The organism is Stutzerimonas kunmingensis (assembly GCF_032106285.1).
Lineage (GTDB): Bacteria > Pseudomonadota > Gammaproteobacteria > Pseudomonadales > Pseudomonadaceae > Stutzerimonas > Stutzerimonas kunmingensis_B.
The window spans coordinates 68,863-85,570 of the sequence record NZ_DAMCPO010000020.1 but is presented as its reverse complement, the minus strand read 5'-3'; the positions used below and the strand labels follow the sequence as shown (position 1 = coordinate 85,570).

Annotated in this window: 14 protein-coding genes; 9 read left to right on the top strand and 5 right to left on the bottom strand. The window is 61.6% G+C overall.

Going from position 1 to position 16,708, the window contains the following annotated elements; genetic code table 11:
• Window positions 1-292: 292 nt before the first annotated feature.
• On the top strand, window positions 293-2,248 hold the full coding sequence (gene acs, locus RT582_RS16190; RefSeq protein ID WP_313478503.1) for an acetate--CoA ligase: 1,956 nt from the start codon (window positions 293-295) through the stop codon (window positions 2,246-2,248).
• Window positions 2,249-2,365: 117 nt separating this feature from the next.
• On the opposite strand, the gene RT582_RS16185 is transcribed toward acs, so the two are convergent.
• Together RT582_RS16185 and RT582_RS16180 are read right to left on the bottom strand one after the other, a co-directional pair.
• Window positions 2,366-2,728, bottom strand: a complete 363-nt coding sequence (locus RT582_RS16185) for a YgaP-like transmembrane domain (RefSeq protein ID WP_090519545.1) — start codon at window positions 2,726-2,728, stop codon at window positions 2,366-2,368.
• Window positions 2,729-3,016: 288 nt separating this feature from the next.
• Complete coding sequence (locus tag RT582_RS16180; protein ID WP_313478501.1) at window positions 3,017-5,050, bottom strand: S9 family peptidase; 2,034 nt, start codon at window positions 5,048-5,050, stop codon at window positions 3,017-3,019.
• Window positions 5,051-5,481: 431 nt separating this feature from the next.
• On the opposite strand from RT582_RS16180, the gene fadB reads away from it, so the two are divergent.
• The 5 genes from fadB (at window position 5,482) to RT582_RS16155 (ending at window position 12,738) form a co-directional block, all read left to right on the top strand.
• Window positions 5,482-7,629 carry a fatty acid oxidation complex subunit alpha FadB gene (fadB, locus tag RT582_RS16175; protein WP_312172015.1) on the top strand — a complete coding sequence of 716 codons (2,148 nt, stop codon included), beginning with the start codon at window positions 5,482-5,484 and terminating at the stop codon, window positions 7,627-7,629.
• Window positions 7,630-7,647: 18 nt separating this feature from the next.
• Window positions 7,648-8,823, top strand: a complete 1,176-nt coding sequence (gene fadA / locus RT582_RS16170) for an acetyl-CoA C-acyltransferase FadA (RefSeq protein ID WP_003285577.1) — start codon at window positions 7,648-7,650, stop codon at window positions 8,821-8,823.
• Window positions 8,824-8,957: 134 nt separating this feature from the next.
• Window positions 8,958-9,191, top strand: coding sequence for a DUF1653 domain-containing protein (locus RT582_RS16165; protein WP_014820599.1), 234 nt, complete (start codon window positions 8,958-8,960; stop codon window positions 9,189-9,191).
• A gap of 288 nt (window positions 9,192-9,479) precedes the next feature.
• Entirely contained in the window at window positions 9,480-12,083 is a 2,604-nt protein-coding gene (topA, locus tag RT582_RS16160) for a type I DNA topoisomerase (protein WP_041014252.1), read from the top strand.
• Between the two features lie 136 nt (window positions 12,084-12,219).
• Complete coding sequence (locus RT582_RS16155; protein WP_023445656.1) at window positions 12,220-12,738, top strand: DUF6586 family protein; 519 nt, start codon at window positions 12,220-12,222, stop codon at window positions 12,736-12,738.
• Between the two features lie 17 nt (window positions 12,739-12,755).
• Here the strand turns inward: RT582_RS16155 and RT582_RS16150 are convergent, their stop codons facing one another.
• The gene (locus tag RT582_RS16150) at window positions 12,756-13,595 is read right to left on the bottom strand and encodes a DMT family transporter (RefSeq protein ID WP_313478495.1); all 840 of its coding nucleotides are present in this window, start codon (window positions 13,593-13,595) and stop codon (window positions 12,756-12,758) included.
• Between the two features lie 212 nt (window positions 13,596-13,807).
• On the opposite strand from RT582_RS16150, the gene RT582_RS16145 reads away from it, so the two are divergent.
• The gene (locus tag RT582_RS16145) at window positions 13,808-14,044 is read left to right on the top strand and encodes a hypothetical protein (RefSeq protein ID WP_014820595.1); all 237 of its coding nucleotides are present in this window, start codon (window positions 13,808-13,810) and stop codon (window positions 14,042-14,044) included.
• Window positions 14,045-14,117: 73 nt separating this feature from the next.
• Here the strand turns inward: RT582_RS16145 and sulA are convergent, their stop codons facing one another.
• Complete coding sequence (gene sulA / locus RT582_RS16140; RefSeq protein ID WP_014820594.1) at window positions 14,118-14,594, bottom strand: SOS-induced cell division inhibitor SulA; 477 nt, start codon at window positions 14,592-14,594, stop codon at window positions 14,118-14,120.
• Window positions 14,595-14,605: 11 nt separating this feature from the next.
• Complete coding sequence (lexA, locus tag RT582_RS16135) at window positions 14,606-15,214, bottom strand: transcriptional repressor LexA (RefSeq protein ID WP_014820593.1); 609 nt, start codon at window positions 15,212-15,214, stop codon at window positions 14,606-14,608.
• A 208-nt stretch (window positions 15,215-15,422) separates the two neighbouring features.
• Between lexA and RT582_RS16130 the strand changes: the two genes are divergently transcribed.
• Both RT582_RS16130 and RT582_RS16125 read left to right on the top strand, forming a co-directional pair.
• A complete protein-coding gene (locus RT582_RS16130; protein ID WP_011912890.1) occupies window positions 15,423-16,130 on the top strand; it encodes a TetR/AcrR family transcriptional regulator in 708 nt (235 codons plus the stop codon).
• Between the two features lie 39 nt (window positions 16,131-16,169).
• Window positions 16,170-16,694, top strand: a complete 525-nt coding sequence (locus tag RT582_RS16125; protein ID WP_313478492.1) for a L,D-transpeptidase — start codon at window positions 16,170-16,172, stop codon at window positions 16,692-16,694.
• Window positions 16,695-16,708: the final 14 nt, after the last annotated feature.

The window sequence follows — 16,708 nt, the reverse complement described above, 5'->3', positions numbered from 1 at the left end:
CTTCCCTGACTGTCAACTCGCTCTTCCCCCAGACTCCGCGAAGAACCTTTTTTTTTGCCTGCAAAACGCGTCCGCGGGTGTCGGGGCCGTAGCATTCCGCTACGCGAAAGCTCTGGCAAATGGCGGTAGTGCACACGCCATGCGGTGAGGCGCGGTCTATGCTTGAGCAAAGCCGATACGCCAAGGGTGGCGTGCTTGGCTGGAGTGCACCGTCTGACAGGCGCTGGGTTGGTCATTGGGTTCGCCTGCTGGACAGGGTTCTGCATACCAACAAGACAGACGAGGAACTGCCATGAGCGCTGCGTCCGTATATCCGGTTCGGCCCGAGGTGGCCGCTCAATCACTGACCAACGAAGCCAGCTACAAGGCCATGTACCAGCAGTCGGTGATCAATCCCGAGGGCTTCTGGCGTGAACAGGCGGCGCGGCTGAACTGGATCCGGCCTTTCACCGAGGTCAAGCGCACCTCCTTCGACGATCACCATGTGGATATCAAATGGTTCGCCGATGGCACGCTCAACGTCTCGGCCAACTGCCTGGATCGGCACCTGGCCGAGCGCGGCGATCAGCTGGCAATCATCTGGGAGGGCGATGATCCTTCCGAACACCGCGAGATCACCTACCGCGAGCTGCACCAGGAAGTCAGCAAGTTCGCCAATGCGCTGCGCGGGCAGGATGTGCACCGCGGCGACGTGGTGACCATCTACATGCCGATGATTCCAGAGGCCGCGGTGGCGATGCTGGCCTGTGCGCGCATCGGCGCTATCCACTCGGTGGTGTTCGGTGGCTTCTCCCCGGAAGCGCTGGCCGGGCGCATCATTGATGGTCAGTCGAAGATCGTGATCACCGCCGACGAAGGCGTTCGCGGCGGCAAACCCGTGCCGCTCAAGGGGAATGTCGACGAGGCGCTGACCAATCCCCAGACCAGCTGTGTGAAGAAGATCATCGTCGTGCGCCGCACGGGTGCGGACATCCGCTGGCACTCGCATCGCGACATCTGCTACGACGACCTGATGCGCGTGGCCGGTGAGGTTTGCGCGCCGAAGGAAATGGGGGCCGAGGAGCCGCTGTTCATCCTTTATACCTCCGGCTCCACGGGCAAGCCGAAGGGCGTTCTGCATACCTGCGGCGGCTATCTGCTCTATGCCGCACTGACTCATGAGCGGGTGTTCGACTACCGCCCCGGGGAGGTCTATTGGTGCACGGCCGATATCGGCTGGATCACCGGGCACAGCTACCTGATCTACGGCCCGCTGGCCAACGGCGCGACGACGCTGATGTACGAAGGCGTGCCGAATCATCCGGACGTTACCCGCATCGCCCGGATCATCGACAAGCACAAGGTGAACATCCTCTACACGGCGCCCACGGCGATCCGCGCCATGATGGCCGAGGGGGCCGCGGCGGTGGAGGGGGCCGACGGCTCCAGCCTGCGCCTGCTCGGCACGGTGGGCGAACCGATCAATCCCGAGGCATGGCACTGGTATTACGAAACGGTCGGCCAATCGCGCTGCCCCATCGTCGATACCTGGTGGCAGACCGAGACTGGCGGCATCCTGATCAGCCCGCTGCCGGGGGCGACCGCGCTCAAGCCAGGCTCCGCCACGCGCCCGCTGTTCGGCGTGGTGCCGGGGTTGGTGGACAACCTCGGCAACCTGCTCGAAGGCCCTGCCGAGGGCAATCTGGTGATCCTCGACTCCTGGCCGGGGCAGATGCGCACCATCTACAAGGACCACGACCGCTTCGTCGACACCTACTTCAAGACCTTCCGCGGCATGTATTTTACCGGCGATGGCGCGCGTCGCGACGAGGATGGCTATTACTGGATCACCGGAAGGGTGGATGACGTGCTTAATGTGTCCGGGCACCGCATGGGCACCGCGGAGATAGAAAGCGCCATGGTCGCCCATGCCAAGGTGGCCGAAGCAGCAGCGGTGGGCGTTCCGCATGCGCTGAAGGGGCAGGCGATCTACGTGTATGTGACCTTGGTCAGCGGCGTGCAGCCCACGGACGCGCTGCGCCAGGAGCTGCAGCAGTGGGTGCGCAAGGAGATCGGGCCGATCGCCGTGCCGGATGTGATTCAGTGGGCCCCTGGGCTGCCGAAGACGCGTTCCGGCAAGATCATGCGCCGGCTGCTGCGCAAGATCGCCACGGACGACTATGACGCGCTGGGCGATACCTCGACCCTGGCCGATCCTGGTGTGGTCGATCAGCTGATCGAGGCTCATGAGGCGGTGAAGAAGCGCTGAAGGCGAGGGCGACCGGAGCGTAGTCACGCAGCCGGTCGCCTTTACCAATGAGCCTGTGCCCGGCGGCAATGCCACGACTCGCCGGGCTCGATGTTTCCCGCTTGTATGGCCGCGGGATCAGACGCCGGCAGGCGGGCTTTTCAGGCTGTCATTGCCGGTTACGGTGGTGCCGTTGGTGGCTGCCGCGGCATTTGCTTGCAGTTGCTGACTATCCTTCTCCGAGCGTTCGAACGGCATGTGGTGCGAGCGGCCTTCGGCCATGCCGGCCTGTTCGTTGATTTCATTGAACACGCGCTTGGCCTCGCAGTGCCCGGTTACGCCACGGGACAGCGCCAGGCCGCCGATACCCAGCTGCAGCAGTCCGCCCAGGCCGCCGCGGCTGAGGCCCTTGGCAAGGAAATACAGCCCGCCGGCCAGGGACATGGCGCGTTCCCAGCCGTGGACGTTCTGATTCTGGTGGTTCGAAGAGTTGTTGTTCATTGGGAGGCTCCGACGAGGACATTCTCAATGAATGACTCTCGCCGGGGCAGGCTGTTCGGTGCCGCAGGTCGGCATCTGGCGGCAGCGCGGTGTAGTGGCTGTTGTGGGAAGCCAAACGGATGCAGGGGGAGCAGGGCTCACCAACGTGTGGGGGCGGTCTTGACCGCGAATTGTGAAAGCGCGACGGACGAACTTCGCCGCCAACACCGGCGCGGGGCGGCCGTGCTTCACGGTCGGCCCCAAGGATGAATGTCTCGCGCAACCAGACAGGCTGCGCGCGAGAGCGTGCTAACCGGCCATGCCGAACACCTTGAGCACGAAGGCGTACTCCAATGCCACGTCCTTGAGCGCCTGGTACCGACCGCTCATGCCACCGTGTCCGGCGCCGAATTCGGTCTTGAGCAGCAGCAGGTTGTCGTCGGTACGGGTGGCGCGTAGCTTGGCGACCCACTTGGCGGCTTCCCAGTACTGCACGCGGCTGTCGTTGTAGCCGGCCACTGCGAGCAGCGCGGGGTAGGCCTGGGCGCGGATATTTTCATAGGGCGCATAGGCCTTGATCCGCTCATGCACCTCCGGCTGATTCGGATCGCCCCATTCGTCGTACTCGGTCACGGTCAGCGGCAGATCGGCGTTGAGCATGGTGTTGAGCACGTCGACGAAGGGCACCTCGGCGACGGCCGCACCAAACAGCTCTGGGCGCATGTTCAGTACCGCGCCGATCAGCAGGCCGCCGGCGCTGCCGCCGCTGATGGCCAGGCGCGCCGAGGTTGTGTAGTCGTCGGCCAGCAGCTTCTCGGCGCAGGCGATGAAGTCGCTGAAGGTGTTCGGTTTGTGCTCCAGCTTGCCGGCACGGTACCAGGCCTCGCCGAGATCGCCGCCGCCGCGTACGTGGGCGATGGCGAAGACGAAACCGCGGTCGAGCAGCGACAGGCGCGCATGGGAAAACCACGGATCGAGGCTGTGCCCATAGGCGCCGTAACCGTAGAGATAGAGCGGAGCCGGCTTGCCGAAGCTGTCGCGGCGGCCGACCAGGCTGATGGGAATCTGCGTGCCGTCCTGAGCGGTCGCCCAGATGCGTCGACTTTCATAGGCGTCCGCATCAAAGGGGCCTTCCACCGGCGTTTCCTTGAGCACTTCCTGCGTGCCGTCGGCCAGCGTCAGCTGACGGACTTGCGCCGGGCGGTTGAGCGCCTCGTAGCGCAGGCGGATCACTGTGCTGGTGAATTCCAGCGAATTCTGTACATGCAGGCTGTAGGCCGCATCGGGCAGCTGCAGGCGATAGGGCTGCACGCCCTGCGGCCGCACTTCGATCACTGGTAGGCCGCTTTCGCGCAGGGTCAGGGTGATCGCCTCGGCATTCAGACTGACATCCTCGAGCATCACCGCGTCGTCATGCGGGACCAGTTCCTGCCAATGCTCCCGCTCGGGCTGCGCCTCCCTTGCGTGATAGAGGGCGAAGTTGATGCCCGCCTGATTGCTGCGGATCAGCCAGCTCCACTGACCTTCGTGGAGGCCATGATCGGGAAAGTACTCGTGGTCTTCCTGGCGTGGCGCCAGGCACGTCCATTGACCTTCCGGCTCGTCCGCCGACAGCACCCAGGCTTCGCTGGTGGTCTTGCTGTGTGAAAGGATGACCAGCTGGCGCTCGGAGCTGGTGCGGTAGCAATGCACGAAGAAGCGCCCGTCCGGGTCGTGATAGACCTCGCTGCTGCCCGTATCGCCAAGGCGATGGCGGTAGATCTTGTGCGGGCGGTGGGTGTCGTCCAGTTCACCGTAGAACAGCGTCTGGCTGTCGTTGGCCCAGGTCATGCTGCCGTCGCAATCGTCGAAGGGCAGGGCGGTCACGTCGCCGCTGGCGAGATCCTTGACGAACAGTCGGTAGATCTCGTCGCCTTCGCGATCGAGGCTGTAGGCCAGCTTGCTGTGGTCCTGGCTGACGCTGAACGCGCCCAGGGAGAGGAAGCCGCCTTCGGCCAGCTCGTTGGGGTCGAGCAGCAGCTGTTCGGCGTTCTCATCTACGGTGAGCGAACCATCGAGCGGCCGCGGGCAGCGATAGTGCCGCGGGTATTCGTCGCCAGCCGTGGTGCGCTGGTAATACAGCCACGGCCCCCAGGGCGACGGCAGGGACAGGTCTGTTTCGCGGATGCGGCTCTTTATTTCCTGAAACAGCGTCTCGCGCACTTCGGACTGGTCGGCGAGCTGTTCCTCGAGGTATGCGTTCTCTGCCTTGAGGTACGCCAGCACATCATCGGCGTCGCGATTCTCCAGCCAGCGATAGGGATCGGTGCCGGTGTCGGCGCGGGCGATGGGGGCGTTGGACATGCAGTAACTCCGGATTCGTTTCGCGGCCGCTAAGGCCGGTGATGGCATAGAGCGAGATGCGGCAGTGTACCTGCTCGGCTACGGCTAGGATTCAACAGACAAACGTGGCGTCGGTCGGTGACAGGTGCACGGCAAGGATCGGCGCGGTGAATGGCGGCGAATCGGAGTTGTCGATGATGACCGGGTGGTCGCGAAATGTCCGCTCGCAGGTGGCTTTCGGTTAGGCAAACCAGCTGATTGACAATGCTGAGCTTTTCCCCGAAGGTGTGCCGACCCAAATCAAACGGGCGTATGAATCGAGCGTTTGCCAGAGCAGATGCCGGTCACCCGGATTATCGTGTCGGTGGGTGTCGTTCGCCGCAAGGCGCGGCCGAGTAGGGCCGAAGACGTGAGACACGTAACGTTCAGCTTCCATACCTGGAGATCAGTTGATGATTTACGAAGGTAAAGCCATCACGGTTAAGGCTCTTGAGAGCGGCATCGTCGAATTGAATTTCGACCTCAAGGGTGAGTCCGTCAACAAGTTCAATCGCCTCACTCTCAACGATCTGCGCCAGGCCGTCGATGCCATCAAGGCTGACGCGTCGGTGAAAGGCGTCATCGTTACCAGCGGCAAGGACGTATTCATCGTCGGCGCCGACATCACCGAATTCGTCGACAACTTCAAGATGGCCGACGAGGAACTGGTCGCCGGCAACCTCGAAGCGAACAAGATCTTCAGCGATTTCGAAGACCTGGGCGTACCCACCGTGGCCGCCATCAACGGCATCGCCCTGGGTGGCGGTTTCGAGATGTGCATGGCTGCCGACTATCGCGTCATGTCCACCGCCGCCAAGGTCGGTCTGCCGGAAGTGAAGCTGGGCATCTACCCGGGCTTCGGCGGCACCGTGCGCCTGCCGCGTCTGATCGGTGTGGATAACGCTGTCGAGTGGATCGCCTCCGGCAAGGAAAACCGCGCCGAAGACGCCCTCAAGGTTCATGCAGTCGATGCCGTGGTCGCTCCGGAGAAGCTGCAGGCTGCTGCACTGGATCTGGTCAAGCGTGCCATTTCCGGCGAGCTGGACTACAAGGCCAAGCGTCAGCCGAAGCTGGACAAGCTCAAGCTCAACGCCATCGAGCAGATGATGGCCTTCGAAACCAGCAAGGCTTTCGTGGCTGGCCAGGCCGGCCCGAACTACCCGGCCCCGGTCGAAGCCATCAAGACCATTCAGAAAGCCGCCAACTTCACCCGTGACAAGGCCATCGAAGTCGAGGCCGCCGGCTTCGTCAAACTGGCCAAGACCTCGGTTGCACAGAGCCTGGTCGGCCTGTTCCTCAGCGATCAGGAACTGAAGAAAAAGGCCAAGGGCTACGACAAGCAGGCGCGCGACGTGAAACTGGCTGCCGTACTCGGCGCTGGCATCATGGGCGGCGGCATCGCCTACCAGTCGGCCGTCAAGGGCACGCCGATCCTGATGAAGGATATCCGTGAAGAGGGTATCCAGATGGGCCTGGACGAGGCCTCCAAGCTGCTCGGCAAGCGTGTCGAAAAAGGCCGTTTGACTGCCGACAAGATGGCTCAGGCGCTCAACGCGATTCGCCCGACCATGTCGTATGGTGATTTCGGTAACGTCGACATCGTCGTCGAAGCCGTGATCGAGAACCCGAAGGTCAAGCACGCCGTGCTGGCCGAGGTGGAAGGGCACGTTCGCGAAGACGCGATCATCGCCTCCAATACCTCGACGATCTCCATCAACTACCTGGCTCAGGCGCTCAAGCGTCCGGAAAACTTCTGCGGTATGCACTTCTTCAACCCGGTACACATGATGCCGCTGGTGGAAGTGATTCGTGGCGAGAAGACCAGCGAAGTGGCTATCGCCACCACCGTTGCCTACGCCAAGAAAATGGGCAAGAGCCCGGTCGTGGTCAACGATTGCCCGGGCTTCCTGGTCAACCGCGTGCTGTTCCCGTACTTCGGCGGCTTTGCCCGCGCCATCGCCCACGGTGTCGACTTCGTTCGCGCTGACAAGGTGATGGAGAAGTTCGGCTGGCCGATGGGCCCGGCCTATCTGATGGACGTCGTCGGCATGGACACCGGCCACCACGGCCGTGACGTGATGGCTGAAGGCTTCCCGGATCGCATGAAGGACGACACCCGTACGGCTGTCGATGTCATGTACGAAGCCAACCGCCTCGGCCAGAAGAACGGCAAGGGCTTCTACGCCTACGAGATGGACAAGAAGGGCAAGCCGAAGAAGGTCGTCGATGCCCAGGCCTACGAGCTGCTCAAGCCGATCGTTGCCGAGACTCGCGAGCTGTCCGACGAGGACATCATCAACTACATGATGATCCCGCTGTGCCTGGAAACCGTGCGCTGCCTGGAAGACGGCATCGTCGAGACCGCTGCCGAAGCCGACATGGGCCTGATCTATGGCATTGGCTTCCCACCCTTCCGTGGTGGTGCGCTGCGCTACATCGATTCGATCGGCGTCGCCGAGTTCGTCGCGATGGCCGACAAGTACGCCGACCTGGGCCCGCTGTACCACCCGACCGCGAAGCTGCGCGAGATGGCTGCCAACGGCCAGCGCTTCTACGGTTAATCGAGGGAGAGAGAATTCATGAGCCTGAATCCAAGAGATGCAGTCATCGTCGACTTCGGTCGTACCCCGATGGGGCGATCCAAAGGCGGCATGCACCGTAATACCCGCGCTGAAACCATGTCCGCACACCTGATCGACGGCGTGCTGGCGCGTAATCCGAAGATCGACCCGGCCGAAGTCGAGGACGTGATCTGGGGCTGCGTGAACCAGACCCTCGAGCAGGGCTGGAACATCGCCCGCATGGCTTCGCTGATGACGCGTATCCCGCACACCAGCGCCGGCCAGACCGTGAGCCGCCTCTGCGGTTCGTCCATGAGCGCCCTGCACACTGCCGTGCAGGCCATCCAGACCAACAACGGTGACGTGTTCGTCATCGGTGGTGTGGAGCACATGGGCCACGTCAGCATGATGCACGGCGTCGACCCGAACCCGCAGCTGTCGCTGTACGCCGCCAAGGCGTCCGGCATGATGGGCCTGACTGCCGAAATGCTCGGCAAGATGCACGGCATCACCCGCGAGCAGCAGGATGCCTTTGGTGAGCGTTCGCACCGCCTGGCGCACAAGGCCACGCTGGAAGGCAACTTCAAGGATGAAATCATCCCGATGGAAGGCTATGACGAGGATGGTTTCCTCAAGGTCTTCGATTACGACGAAACCATCCGTCCGGACACCACCCTGGAAAGCCTGGCTGCGCTGAAACCTGCGTTCAACCCGAAGGGCGGCACCGTGACTGCAGGTACTTCCTCGCAGATCACCGACGGCGCGTCTTGCATGATCGTCATGTCCGCCCAGCGCGCCAAGGATCTCGGCATCCAGCCGTTGGCCGTGGTTCGCGCAATGGCACTGGCTGGTGTAGACCCGGCAATCATGGGTTACGGCCCGGTGCCGTCCACCCAGAAGGTGCTCAAGCGCGCCGGTCTGACCATGGACGACATCAGTCACGTCGAGCTGAACGAAGCCTTCGCTGCACAGGCCCTGCCGGTGCTCAAGGACCTCAAACTCCTCGACAAGATGGAAGAGAAGGTCAACCTGCACGGCGGCGCTATCGCTCTGGGTCACCCGTTCGGTTGCTCCGGTGCGCGTATCTCCGGCACCCTGCTGAACGTGATGAAGCAGAACAACGGTACGATTGGTATTGCCACCATGTGTATCGGTCTGGGCCAGGGGATCAGTACGGTCTTCGAACGCGTCTAACAGACAGATGCAAATGACTGCGCTAGGCTGACAGCCAATCTCGCGACTGAGCGGGAATATGATTGTCAGCCGGTGCATGGAAGCCGGGGCCTGGTGCCCCGGTTTTTCTTTTTTGTATTTGTGTGGAGGTAGGCATGCAGTTGCAGCCGGGGCGTTATCGCCATTACAAGGGGCCGGAATATCGCGTGTTCGCTGTTGCGCGGCACTCCGAGACCGAGGAGTCGGTGGTGTTCTACCAGGCGCTGTATGGGGAACGTGGACTCTGGGTGCGCCCGTTGTCGATGTTCATCGAGACTGTCGAAGTCAACGGCGAAACGGTCCCGCGTTTCGCATTGATCGAAGCCGAAACGAGCGTTTTCGAAGGTTGAGCTGGCTAGCGGCCAGCAGGTCCGCGCTTGACCTCACCTCCATCGCCACTATATATAGCGGTGCTTTTCAGACAGAGCTTAAACCTTGCTGTTCGCTGGATGGCATCGAACGGCTGCTCTGATTCGCACCAGGCGGAGCCGGGCAGGGCGATTTTTCTGTCAGGTCGGCCCGTTCGCAAAACGCGCACTAACGTACGCTGATGCCTTGCCGTTTAGCGCCGGTGCGGGTATTCAAACTGTCGGAGGCGCCGCCTCTGTTCACCTCTAGATTCAGGAACTCTCCTCTCCATGGGTAAATCGCTGGTCATCGTGGAATCACCGGCCAAGGCCAAGACAATCAACAAGTATTTGGGCAACCAGTACGTGGTGAAGTCGAGTATCGGCCATATCCGCGACCTTCCTACCAGCGGCTCTGCCAACAAGGAGCCGGTCAAGCGCGGCAAGGCTGCGGCCGCCGAAGCGCCTGCGCTGTCGCCGAAGGAGAAGGCCAAGCGTCAACTCATCACCCGCATGGGGGTCGACCCGGAGCACGGCTGGAAGGCCAAGTACGAGATCCTGCCCGGCAAGGAAAAGGTCATCGAGGAACTGCGCCGTCTGGCCAAGGAAGCCGACACCATCTATCTCGCGACCGACTTGGATAGAGAGGGGGAGGCCATCGCCTGGCACCTGCGCGAGTCGATTGGCGGCGACGACAGCCGTTACAAGCGCGTGGTGTTCAACGAGATCACCAAGAAGGCGATTCAGGAGGCTTTCTCCAAGCCTGGCGAACTCGATCTGAACCGGGTCAACGCACAGCAGGCGCGTCGTTTCCTTGATCGGGTGGTTGGCTACATGGTGTCGCCGCTGCTCTGGGCGAAGATCGCCCGCGGGCTTTCCGCCGGCCGAGTGCAATCGGTAGCGGTGAAGCTGGTGGTCGAGCGCGAGCGTGAGATTCGCGCCTTCGTTCCGGAAGAATACTGGGAAGTTCACGCGGACCTGGCGAATGCGCAGCAGGCCAAGGTGCGTTTCGAGGTCGCGCGTGAGAACGGCGAAGCCTTCAAGCCGCTGAACGAAGCCCAAGCCACCGCTGCACTGGAGAAGCTCAAGGGCGCGCAGTACAGCGTCAGCAAGCGCGAAGACAAGCCGACGAGCAGCAAGCCCTCGGCCCCCTTCATCACTTCGACCCTGCAGCAGGCGGCGAGCAATCGCCTCGGCTTCGGTGTGAAGAAGACCATGATGATGGCTCAGCGCTTGTACGAAGCCGGTTACATCACCTACATGCGTACCGACTCGACCAACCTTTCCGCTGACGCGATCGGTATGGTGCGCGGTTTCATCGAGAGTGAGTTCGGCGACAAGTACCTGCCGGAAAAACCGAATGTCTATTCGAGCAAAGAAGGCGCGCAGGAAGCGCACGAGGCGATTCGCCCGTCCGACGTCAACCTGCGCCCGACCCAGCTTTCGGGCATGGAACGCGATGCCGAGCGTCTGTACGAGCTGATCTGGCGCCAGTTCGTAGCCTGCCAGATGCCGCCGGCACAGTACCTGTCCACCAGCGTGACCGTCGCTGCCGGCAATTTCGAACTGCGCGCCAAGGGCCGCATCCTGAAGTTCGACGGTTACACCAAGGTCATGCCGCAGCAGAGCAAGGCCGGTGAGGATGACGTGTTGCCGGAGATGAACAAGGGCGACGACATGAAGCTGCTCAAGCTCGACCCGAGCCAGCACTTCACCAAGCCGCCAGCGCGCTACTCCGAAGCCAGCCTGGTCAAGGAGATGGAGAAGCGCGGTATCGGCCGGCCGTCCACCTACGCCGCGATTATCTCGACCATCCAGGACCGCGGCTACGTCTCGCTGCACAACCGCCGTTTCTATTCGGAGAAGATGGGCGACATCGTCACCGAGCGCCTGTCCGAGAGCTTCAACAATCTGATGGACTACGGTTTCACCGCCGGCATGGAAGAGCATCTGGACGACGTCGCCCAGGGTGAGCGCGACTGGAAGCACGTACTGGACGAATTCTACGGTGACTTCCGCAAGAAGCTCGAGGTTGCCGAGGCCAGCGAGAACGGCATGCGTGCCAATCAGCCGACCGTGACCGATATCCCGTGCAAGGTCTGCGGTCGGCCGATGATGATCCGTACCGCTTCCACCGGCGTGTTCCTCGGCTGCTCCGGCTACAGCCTGCCGCCGAAGGAACGCTGCAAGTCCACCGTCAACCTGGTTCCGGGCGACGAGATCGCTGCCGATGACGAGGGCGAGTCCGAGTCTCGCGTGCTGCTTGGCAAGCACCGCTGCCCGATCTGCAGTACCGCGATGGATGCCTATCTGCTCGACGAGACGCAGAAGCTGCATATCTGCGGCAACAACCCGGATTGCTCGGGTTATGAGATCGAGAAAGGCCAATACCGCATCAAGGGCTATGAAGGCCCGAGCCTGGAATGCGACAAGTGCGGCAGCGAAATGCAGCTCAAGACCGGTCGCTTCGGCAAGTTCTTCGGTTGTACCAACGCCGAATGCAAGAACACCCGCAAGCTGCTGAAAAATGGCGAAGCCGCGCCACCGAAGATGGATGCGGTGAAGATGCCCGAGCTCAAGTGCGACAAGGTCGACGACACCTACGTACTGCGCGATGGCGCTTCCGGCCTGTTCCTGGCTGCCAGTCAGTTCCCGAAGAATCGCGAAACCCGCGCGCCGCTGGTGCGTGAGCTGATTCCGCACAAGGACGAGATCGATCCCAAGTACCACTTTCTGCTCGATGCGCCGCAGAAGGATCCGGAAGGCCGCTTCGCGGTAATCCGCTTCAGCCGCAAGACCAAGGAGCAGTACGTGCAGACCGAAGTGGACGGTAAGCCGACCGGCTGGAAAGCGTTCTACGACGGCGGCAAGTGGAAGGTCGAAGACAAACGCTGATTTCTTTGCGGTCGACCGCTCAGCAGGTCGGCCGCACCGAGCGCGTTCTTCAGATCGGCTGACACTTCGTCAGCCGATCTGGTGCGGCAACCTGTGAAGGTCCATTCTCTGTCCATCTTCTTTCGGAGAGCACGCCATGGCTCACGAGCTCTACACACGTACCAACCAGAAGATATTCTTCGCCGGTTTGTCACTGGAAAGCTGGCGCAAGGCCGAAGAATCTGCCTCGATGAATTCTCAAGGTTTGATTCAGGCCGAACGTGAGGCTTGCCTGTTCCACCTTTACGGTGCCTTGCTTGGACTGTGCCATGAGATCGCCGGTTACTACCGATCGCCCGGTGCGGATGCGCCTGTCGTCGAGGCATTTCTGACCCGCAGCGTGCTCGAGGCTGCGCCGAGCCCGGAACTCGCCGAATTGCTGGAATTGTCGGAGCAGCCAAGCACCTGGCTCGGGCAGTTGCTTACCGCCTACAAGCAGCTGCTCCAGCCGCCACGCGCTCCTGCCAAAGCCAAGACTGATCCGCGCCAGCCGTTGATCGAGGCAGTCAGTGTCGAGGACGATGTGCCACCGCTGTCGCGCGTCGAGCTGGAAGCCTGGCGACAGAACCTCAAGGGTCTGGCATTACGTTTTCGTGAGTCGCTGACCGAATGGTGACACTCGGGACCGTGGCGTCAGCCGCGGTGCCTGATGCTCAGGACCATGGCGATGCCGCCGAGAATCGCCGCACCTGAGATGATCAGCGTTGCTGTCAACGCTTCACCCAGCAGCACAGCCCCGGCGATGGCTGTGAGTAGCGGAACGCTGAGCTGGACGCTCGCCGCCTGTATTGCCGCAAGACCGGGCAGCGCCGCGTACCAGATGGCGTAGCCGACGCCAGAGGTCAGCGCCCCGGAGAGCAGGGCGTACACGATTCCTGGCGCATTCCATTGCTGCTGGCCAAGCGTCACCAGACAAAGTATTGCGGCCAGCGGCACGGCCTTGATGAAATTGCCCGCAGTTGCTGCAAGGGGGGTGCTCGCGCCCCGTCCACGCAGCGAATAGATGCCCCAGGCGACACCGGACAGCAGCATGAGCAGTGCGCCGTCCAATGCCGGCGCGCTGCTTCCCGGCAGCAGCAGAATCAGCAATCCGCTCAATGCCAACAGCAAGCCGGCAATCTGCCAAGCGCTAAAGCGCTCGCCCCGCAGCAATCCCCAAGCAAGCATGCTCAACTGCACCGCGCCGAACAGCAGCAGGGCGCCGGCTCCGGCATCCAGGTTGATATAGGCGTAGGAAAAACTAGCGGCGTAGACGAACAGCGCCAAGGCGCTGAACAAATCTCCGCCCTGCGACTGTCTCGGCGTGCCGATTCGCAACATTAGCCAGAGCGTGAGCGCTCCGGCCAGTATACGGAGGCCGGTGAAGCTGGCCGGGTCAATAGCGGTGTCCCGCAAGGCGATACGGCATAGGATCGAGTTGCCGGCAAATGCAAGCATGGCCAAGGCGGTAAGCAGCAAGGTGCGGGTTGTCATACACAATCCTTATCGAGCGCCGGCGCGCGCTTTTTTTGTGCATGCTACGTGTCGGTATCCATAGCCGCATCGTTTTGTTGGTCGGGCAACGCACGGCTGCATGATGCTGCTACCTATCGGGGTGTTGCTAGCGAAAGGAGCTTGAGGCCTGCAAAGGCTGTCCTGAGGCTGGTCGGCTGCTACAATGGCCGCCTTTCACGCGGAGCTGATCCATGCCTACATCTTTTCTGGAAATCGTCGAGCTACCTGACGGGCGCATCGTGCTTCGTCGTGCCGAGGACGAAGAGGTGTTGGTCACGCTGAATTTTTCGGAAGACGCCAAGCTATTTCTACAGGGGCAGCACGTCGAGATTGCCAAGGCGATGTTCAATGTCGGCGTTCAGATGGCCGGTCGCATGTCGGAAGGGGATTTCGAGCGTGACGATGAAGAGCCGCGTGTTCTGCACTGAGTGAGCTAGTGCTCGAGCGTTATAGCTTCAGGATTCCATCCGCGATTTTCAGCACGTCCCTGTGCCGTGCGGTTCAACATCCGAGACGAATATTCAGACTCTGAGCTGCGCCCAGGCTGGCGGCTGCGCATAGTTTGCTACGTGTTGCCCCATCGAGCTGATCAAACCAGCTGACCACGGTATGGCTGCACCCCGAGGCCAGGGCTTTGCAGGCGAGTTCCATCGCGCCCTCGGCGTCGCGTGGCTGCAGCAGGATGATGCGTTCGCGATTCAGACCGCACTTGCGCAGCCAGTTCTGCGAGAGGAAAGCAGGCGGGGCAATCAGCGTCAGCCAGCGGCTGTCCGCTGCATCGCCGAGTTCACGCAGGATCGGGGCAAGCAGCAGGTGGCAGTGCTCGCTGCTGCCACTCAGGCTCAACTCGCTCAGATATTCCTTGTCCTGCTCGGGTTTGTTGCGTGGTTTCAGGTTGCCAAACGGTGCCAGGCTTTGCGCAATGACGCCGTCGAACAACGAAAGTTGGGGCCGGGAAGTGCTGGTCTGGTACTGCATGAACCTTCTCCTTAGCGGCGGATGACGCCGACACTCAAGCCTTCTATCACCAGTTCCTGCTGTTCGAGGTCGACCTCGATGGGCGCGAACTCGGGGTTTTCAGCCAACAGCCAAACCTTCTTGCCGTCACGCTTGAAACGCTTCACCGTGACTTCGTCACCGACACGAGCAACCACGATCTGGCCGTTGCGGGCCTCGCGGGTGGTGTGCACGGCCAGCAGGTCGCCATCAAAAATGCCGACGTCTTTCATGCTCATGCCGTGGACACGCAGCAGATAATCGGCGCGCGGATGGAAAAACGCGGGGCTGATCTGGCAGGATTCTTCGACATGTTGCTGCGCCAGAATCGGCGCGCCGGCAGCAACGCGGCCGATGATCGGCAGGCCGTTTTCGGATGCGGCGGGTTCGAAGTCCGGAATACGTATCCCGCGAGACGCCCCGGGCGTCATCTCGATAGCGCCCTTGCGGGCAAGTGCCTTGAGATGTTCTTCGGCAGCGTTGGGTGACTTGAAGCCGAGTTCCTGAGCGATCTCTGCGCGAGTGGGTGGATACCCATTGTCTTCCAGGCAGCGCTTGATGAACGCGAGGATTTCCGTCTGGCGAGGCGTCAGCTTGATCATGTCGGTCTCTGTTCTTTTATACAGTGACTGGGATTATATACAGTGATCCGACCTTGGCAACGAATGATTATGATGGTTTTGAAAGCACATCCGGCGTGCTCCGTGGTCTGTCTGCGACAATGACGCTAGTGCCACAAGGCGTTTCGTGGTTGACTTGCCGGTCGGTGAAACGTAAGTTTCAAACAGTTGTTTGTCTTTCGGAGGGGGCATGGCGCAGTCGGAAACAGTTGAGCGCATTCTTGATGCAGCGGAACAGCTGTTCGCGGAAAAAGGCTTCGCCGAAACCTCGCTTCGCCTGATCACCAGCAAGGCTGGGGTCAACCTCGCGGCAGTGAACTATCATTTCGGTTCGAAGAAGGCGCTGATCCAGGCGGTGTTCTCGCGTTTTCTCGGGCCATTCTGTGCCAGTCTCGAGCGTGAACTGGATCGACGCGAGGCATTGACCGACAAGAAGGACACGCTCGAGGAACTGCTGGAAATCCTCGTCGAGCAGGCCTTGGCGGTCAAACCGCGCAGCGGCGATGATCTGTCCATCTTCATGCGCCTGCTGGGCTTGTCTTTCAGTCAGAGCCAGGGCCACCTGCGCCGCTATCTGGAAGACATGTACGGCAAGGTGTTCCGTCGCTACATGCTCAAGGTGCATGACGCGGCGCCGGCCATTCCGCCCATCGAACTGTTCTGGCGTGTGCACTTCATGCTTGGTGCGGCGGCATTCAGCATGTCGGGTATCAAAGCACTGCGCGCTATTTCCGAGAACGATTTTGGCGTCAGAACCTCGATCGAGCAGGTCATGCGTATGATGGTGCCGTTTCTCGCGGCCGGCATGCGCGCCGACAGTGGCATTGATGACAACACGCTGGCGGCGGCGCAACCGATCGCACGGCGCAACGCAGTGGCCATTCCGGCGAAGGCTTGAGCTACAAGCCTGCCGGGTGATCGGCTAAGCTAGCCGCCCATGGCATTTCTCGATTTTCTGCATATTTCCATCGCCGATCAGCAGCTCTATGGCTTCGCTGAGGGCCAGTTGCGTATGCGCTTTTCTGTCTCTACGGCACGCAATGGTGCGGGCGAGCTGAACGGTTCCGGTTGCACGCCGCGCGGTCTGCATCAGGTGCGTGCGCGCCTCGGTGACGGTTTGCCTCAAGGTGCGGTGTTGCGTGGGCGGCGCTGGACAGGGGAGGTATGGTCCCCTGAGCTTCACGGAATTTCTCCCGGTCGTGACTGGATCCTGACCCGGATTCTCTGGCTCAGCGGGTGCGAGCCTGGAGTCAATCGCCAGGGGCAGGTCGATACCTTCCGCCGTTACATCTACATTCACGGCACCCCCGATTGTGAGCCGATGGGCGTACCTCTTTCCCACGGTTGCATTCGCATGCGCAATGCCGACCTGCTGCAACTCTTCCCATTGGTGCCGCCTCACTGTGCGGTGCGCATTGACGAGGCGCCCTGTCCCGATTGGGCTGCCGCTGAACTCGAATAAGGATCCCTTCTGCA

What these genes read in the sequence shown, in the direction of transcription:
- acs (WP_313478503.1), top strand. Translation starts at nt 293, where the DNA reads ATGAGCGCTGCGTCCGTATATCCGGTTCGGCCCGAGGTGGCCGCTCAA.
- RT582_RS16185 (WP_090519545.1), bottom strand. Translation starts at nt 2,728, where the DNA reads ATGAACAACAACTCTTCGAACCACCAGAATCAGAACGTCCACGGCTGG.
- RT582_RS16180 (WP_313478501.1), bottom strand. Translation starts at nt 5,050, where the DNA reads ATGTCCAACGCCCCCATCGCCCGCGCCGACACCGGCACCGATCCCTAT.
- fadB (WP_312172015.1), top strand. Translation starts at nt 5,482, where the DNA reads ATGATTTACGAAGGTAAAGCCATCACGGTTAAGGCTCTTGAGAGCGGC.
- fadA (WP_003285577.1), top strand. Translation starts at nt 7,648, where the DNA reads ATGAGCCTGAATCCAAGAGATGCAGTCATCGTCGACTTCGGTCGTACC.
- RT582_RS16165 (WP_014820599.1), top strand. Translation starts at nt 8,958, where the DNA reads ATGCAGTTGCAGCCGGGGCGTTATCGCCATTACAAGGGGCCGGAATAT.
- topA (WP_041014252.1), top strand. Translation starts at nt 9,480, where the DNA reads ATGGGTAAATCGCTGGTCATCGTGGAATCACCGGCCAAGGCCAAGACA.
- RT582_RS16155 (WP_023445656.1), top strand. Translation starts at nt 12,220, where the DNA reads ATGGCTCACGAGCTCTACACACGTACCAACCAGAAGATATTCTTCGCC.
- RT582_RS16150 (WP_313478495.1), bottom strand. Translation starts at nt 13,595, where the DNA reads ATGACAACCCGCACCTTGCTGCTTACCGCCTTGGCCATGCTTGCATTT.
- RT582_RS16145 (WP_014820595.1), top strand. Translation starts at nt 13,808, where the DNA reads ATGCCTACATCTTTTCTGGAAATCGTCGAGCTACCTGACGGGCGCATC.
- sulA (WP_014820594.1), bottom strand. Translation starts at nt 14,594, where the DNA reads ATGCAGTACCAGACCAGCACTTCCCGGCCCCAACTTTCGTTGTTCGAC.
- lexA (WP_014820593.1), bottom strand. Translation starts at nt 15,214, where the DNA reads ATGATCAAGCTGACGCCTCGCCAGACGGAAATCCTCGCGTTCATCAAG.
- RT582_RS16130 (WP_011912890.1), top strand. Translation starts at nt 15,423, where the DNA reads ATGGCGCAGTCGGAAACAGTTGAGCGCATTCTTGATGCAGCGGAACAG.
- RT582_RS16125 (WP_313478492.1), top strand. Translation starts at nt 16,170, where the DNA reads ATGGCATTTCTCGATTTTCTGCATATTTCCATCGCCGATCAGCAGCTC.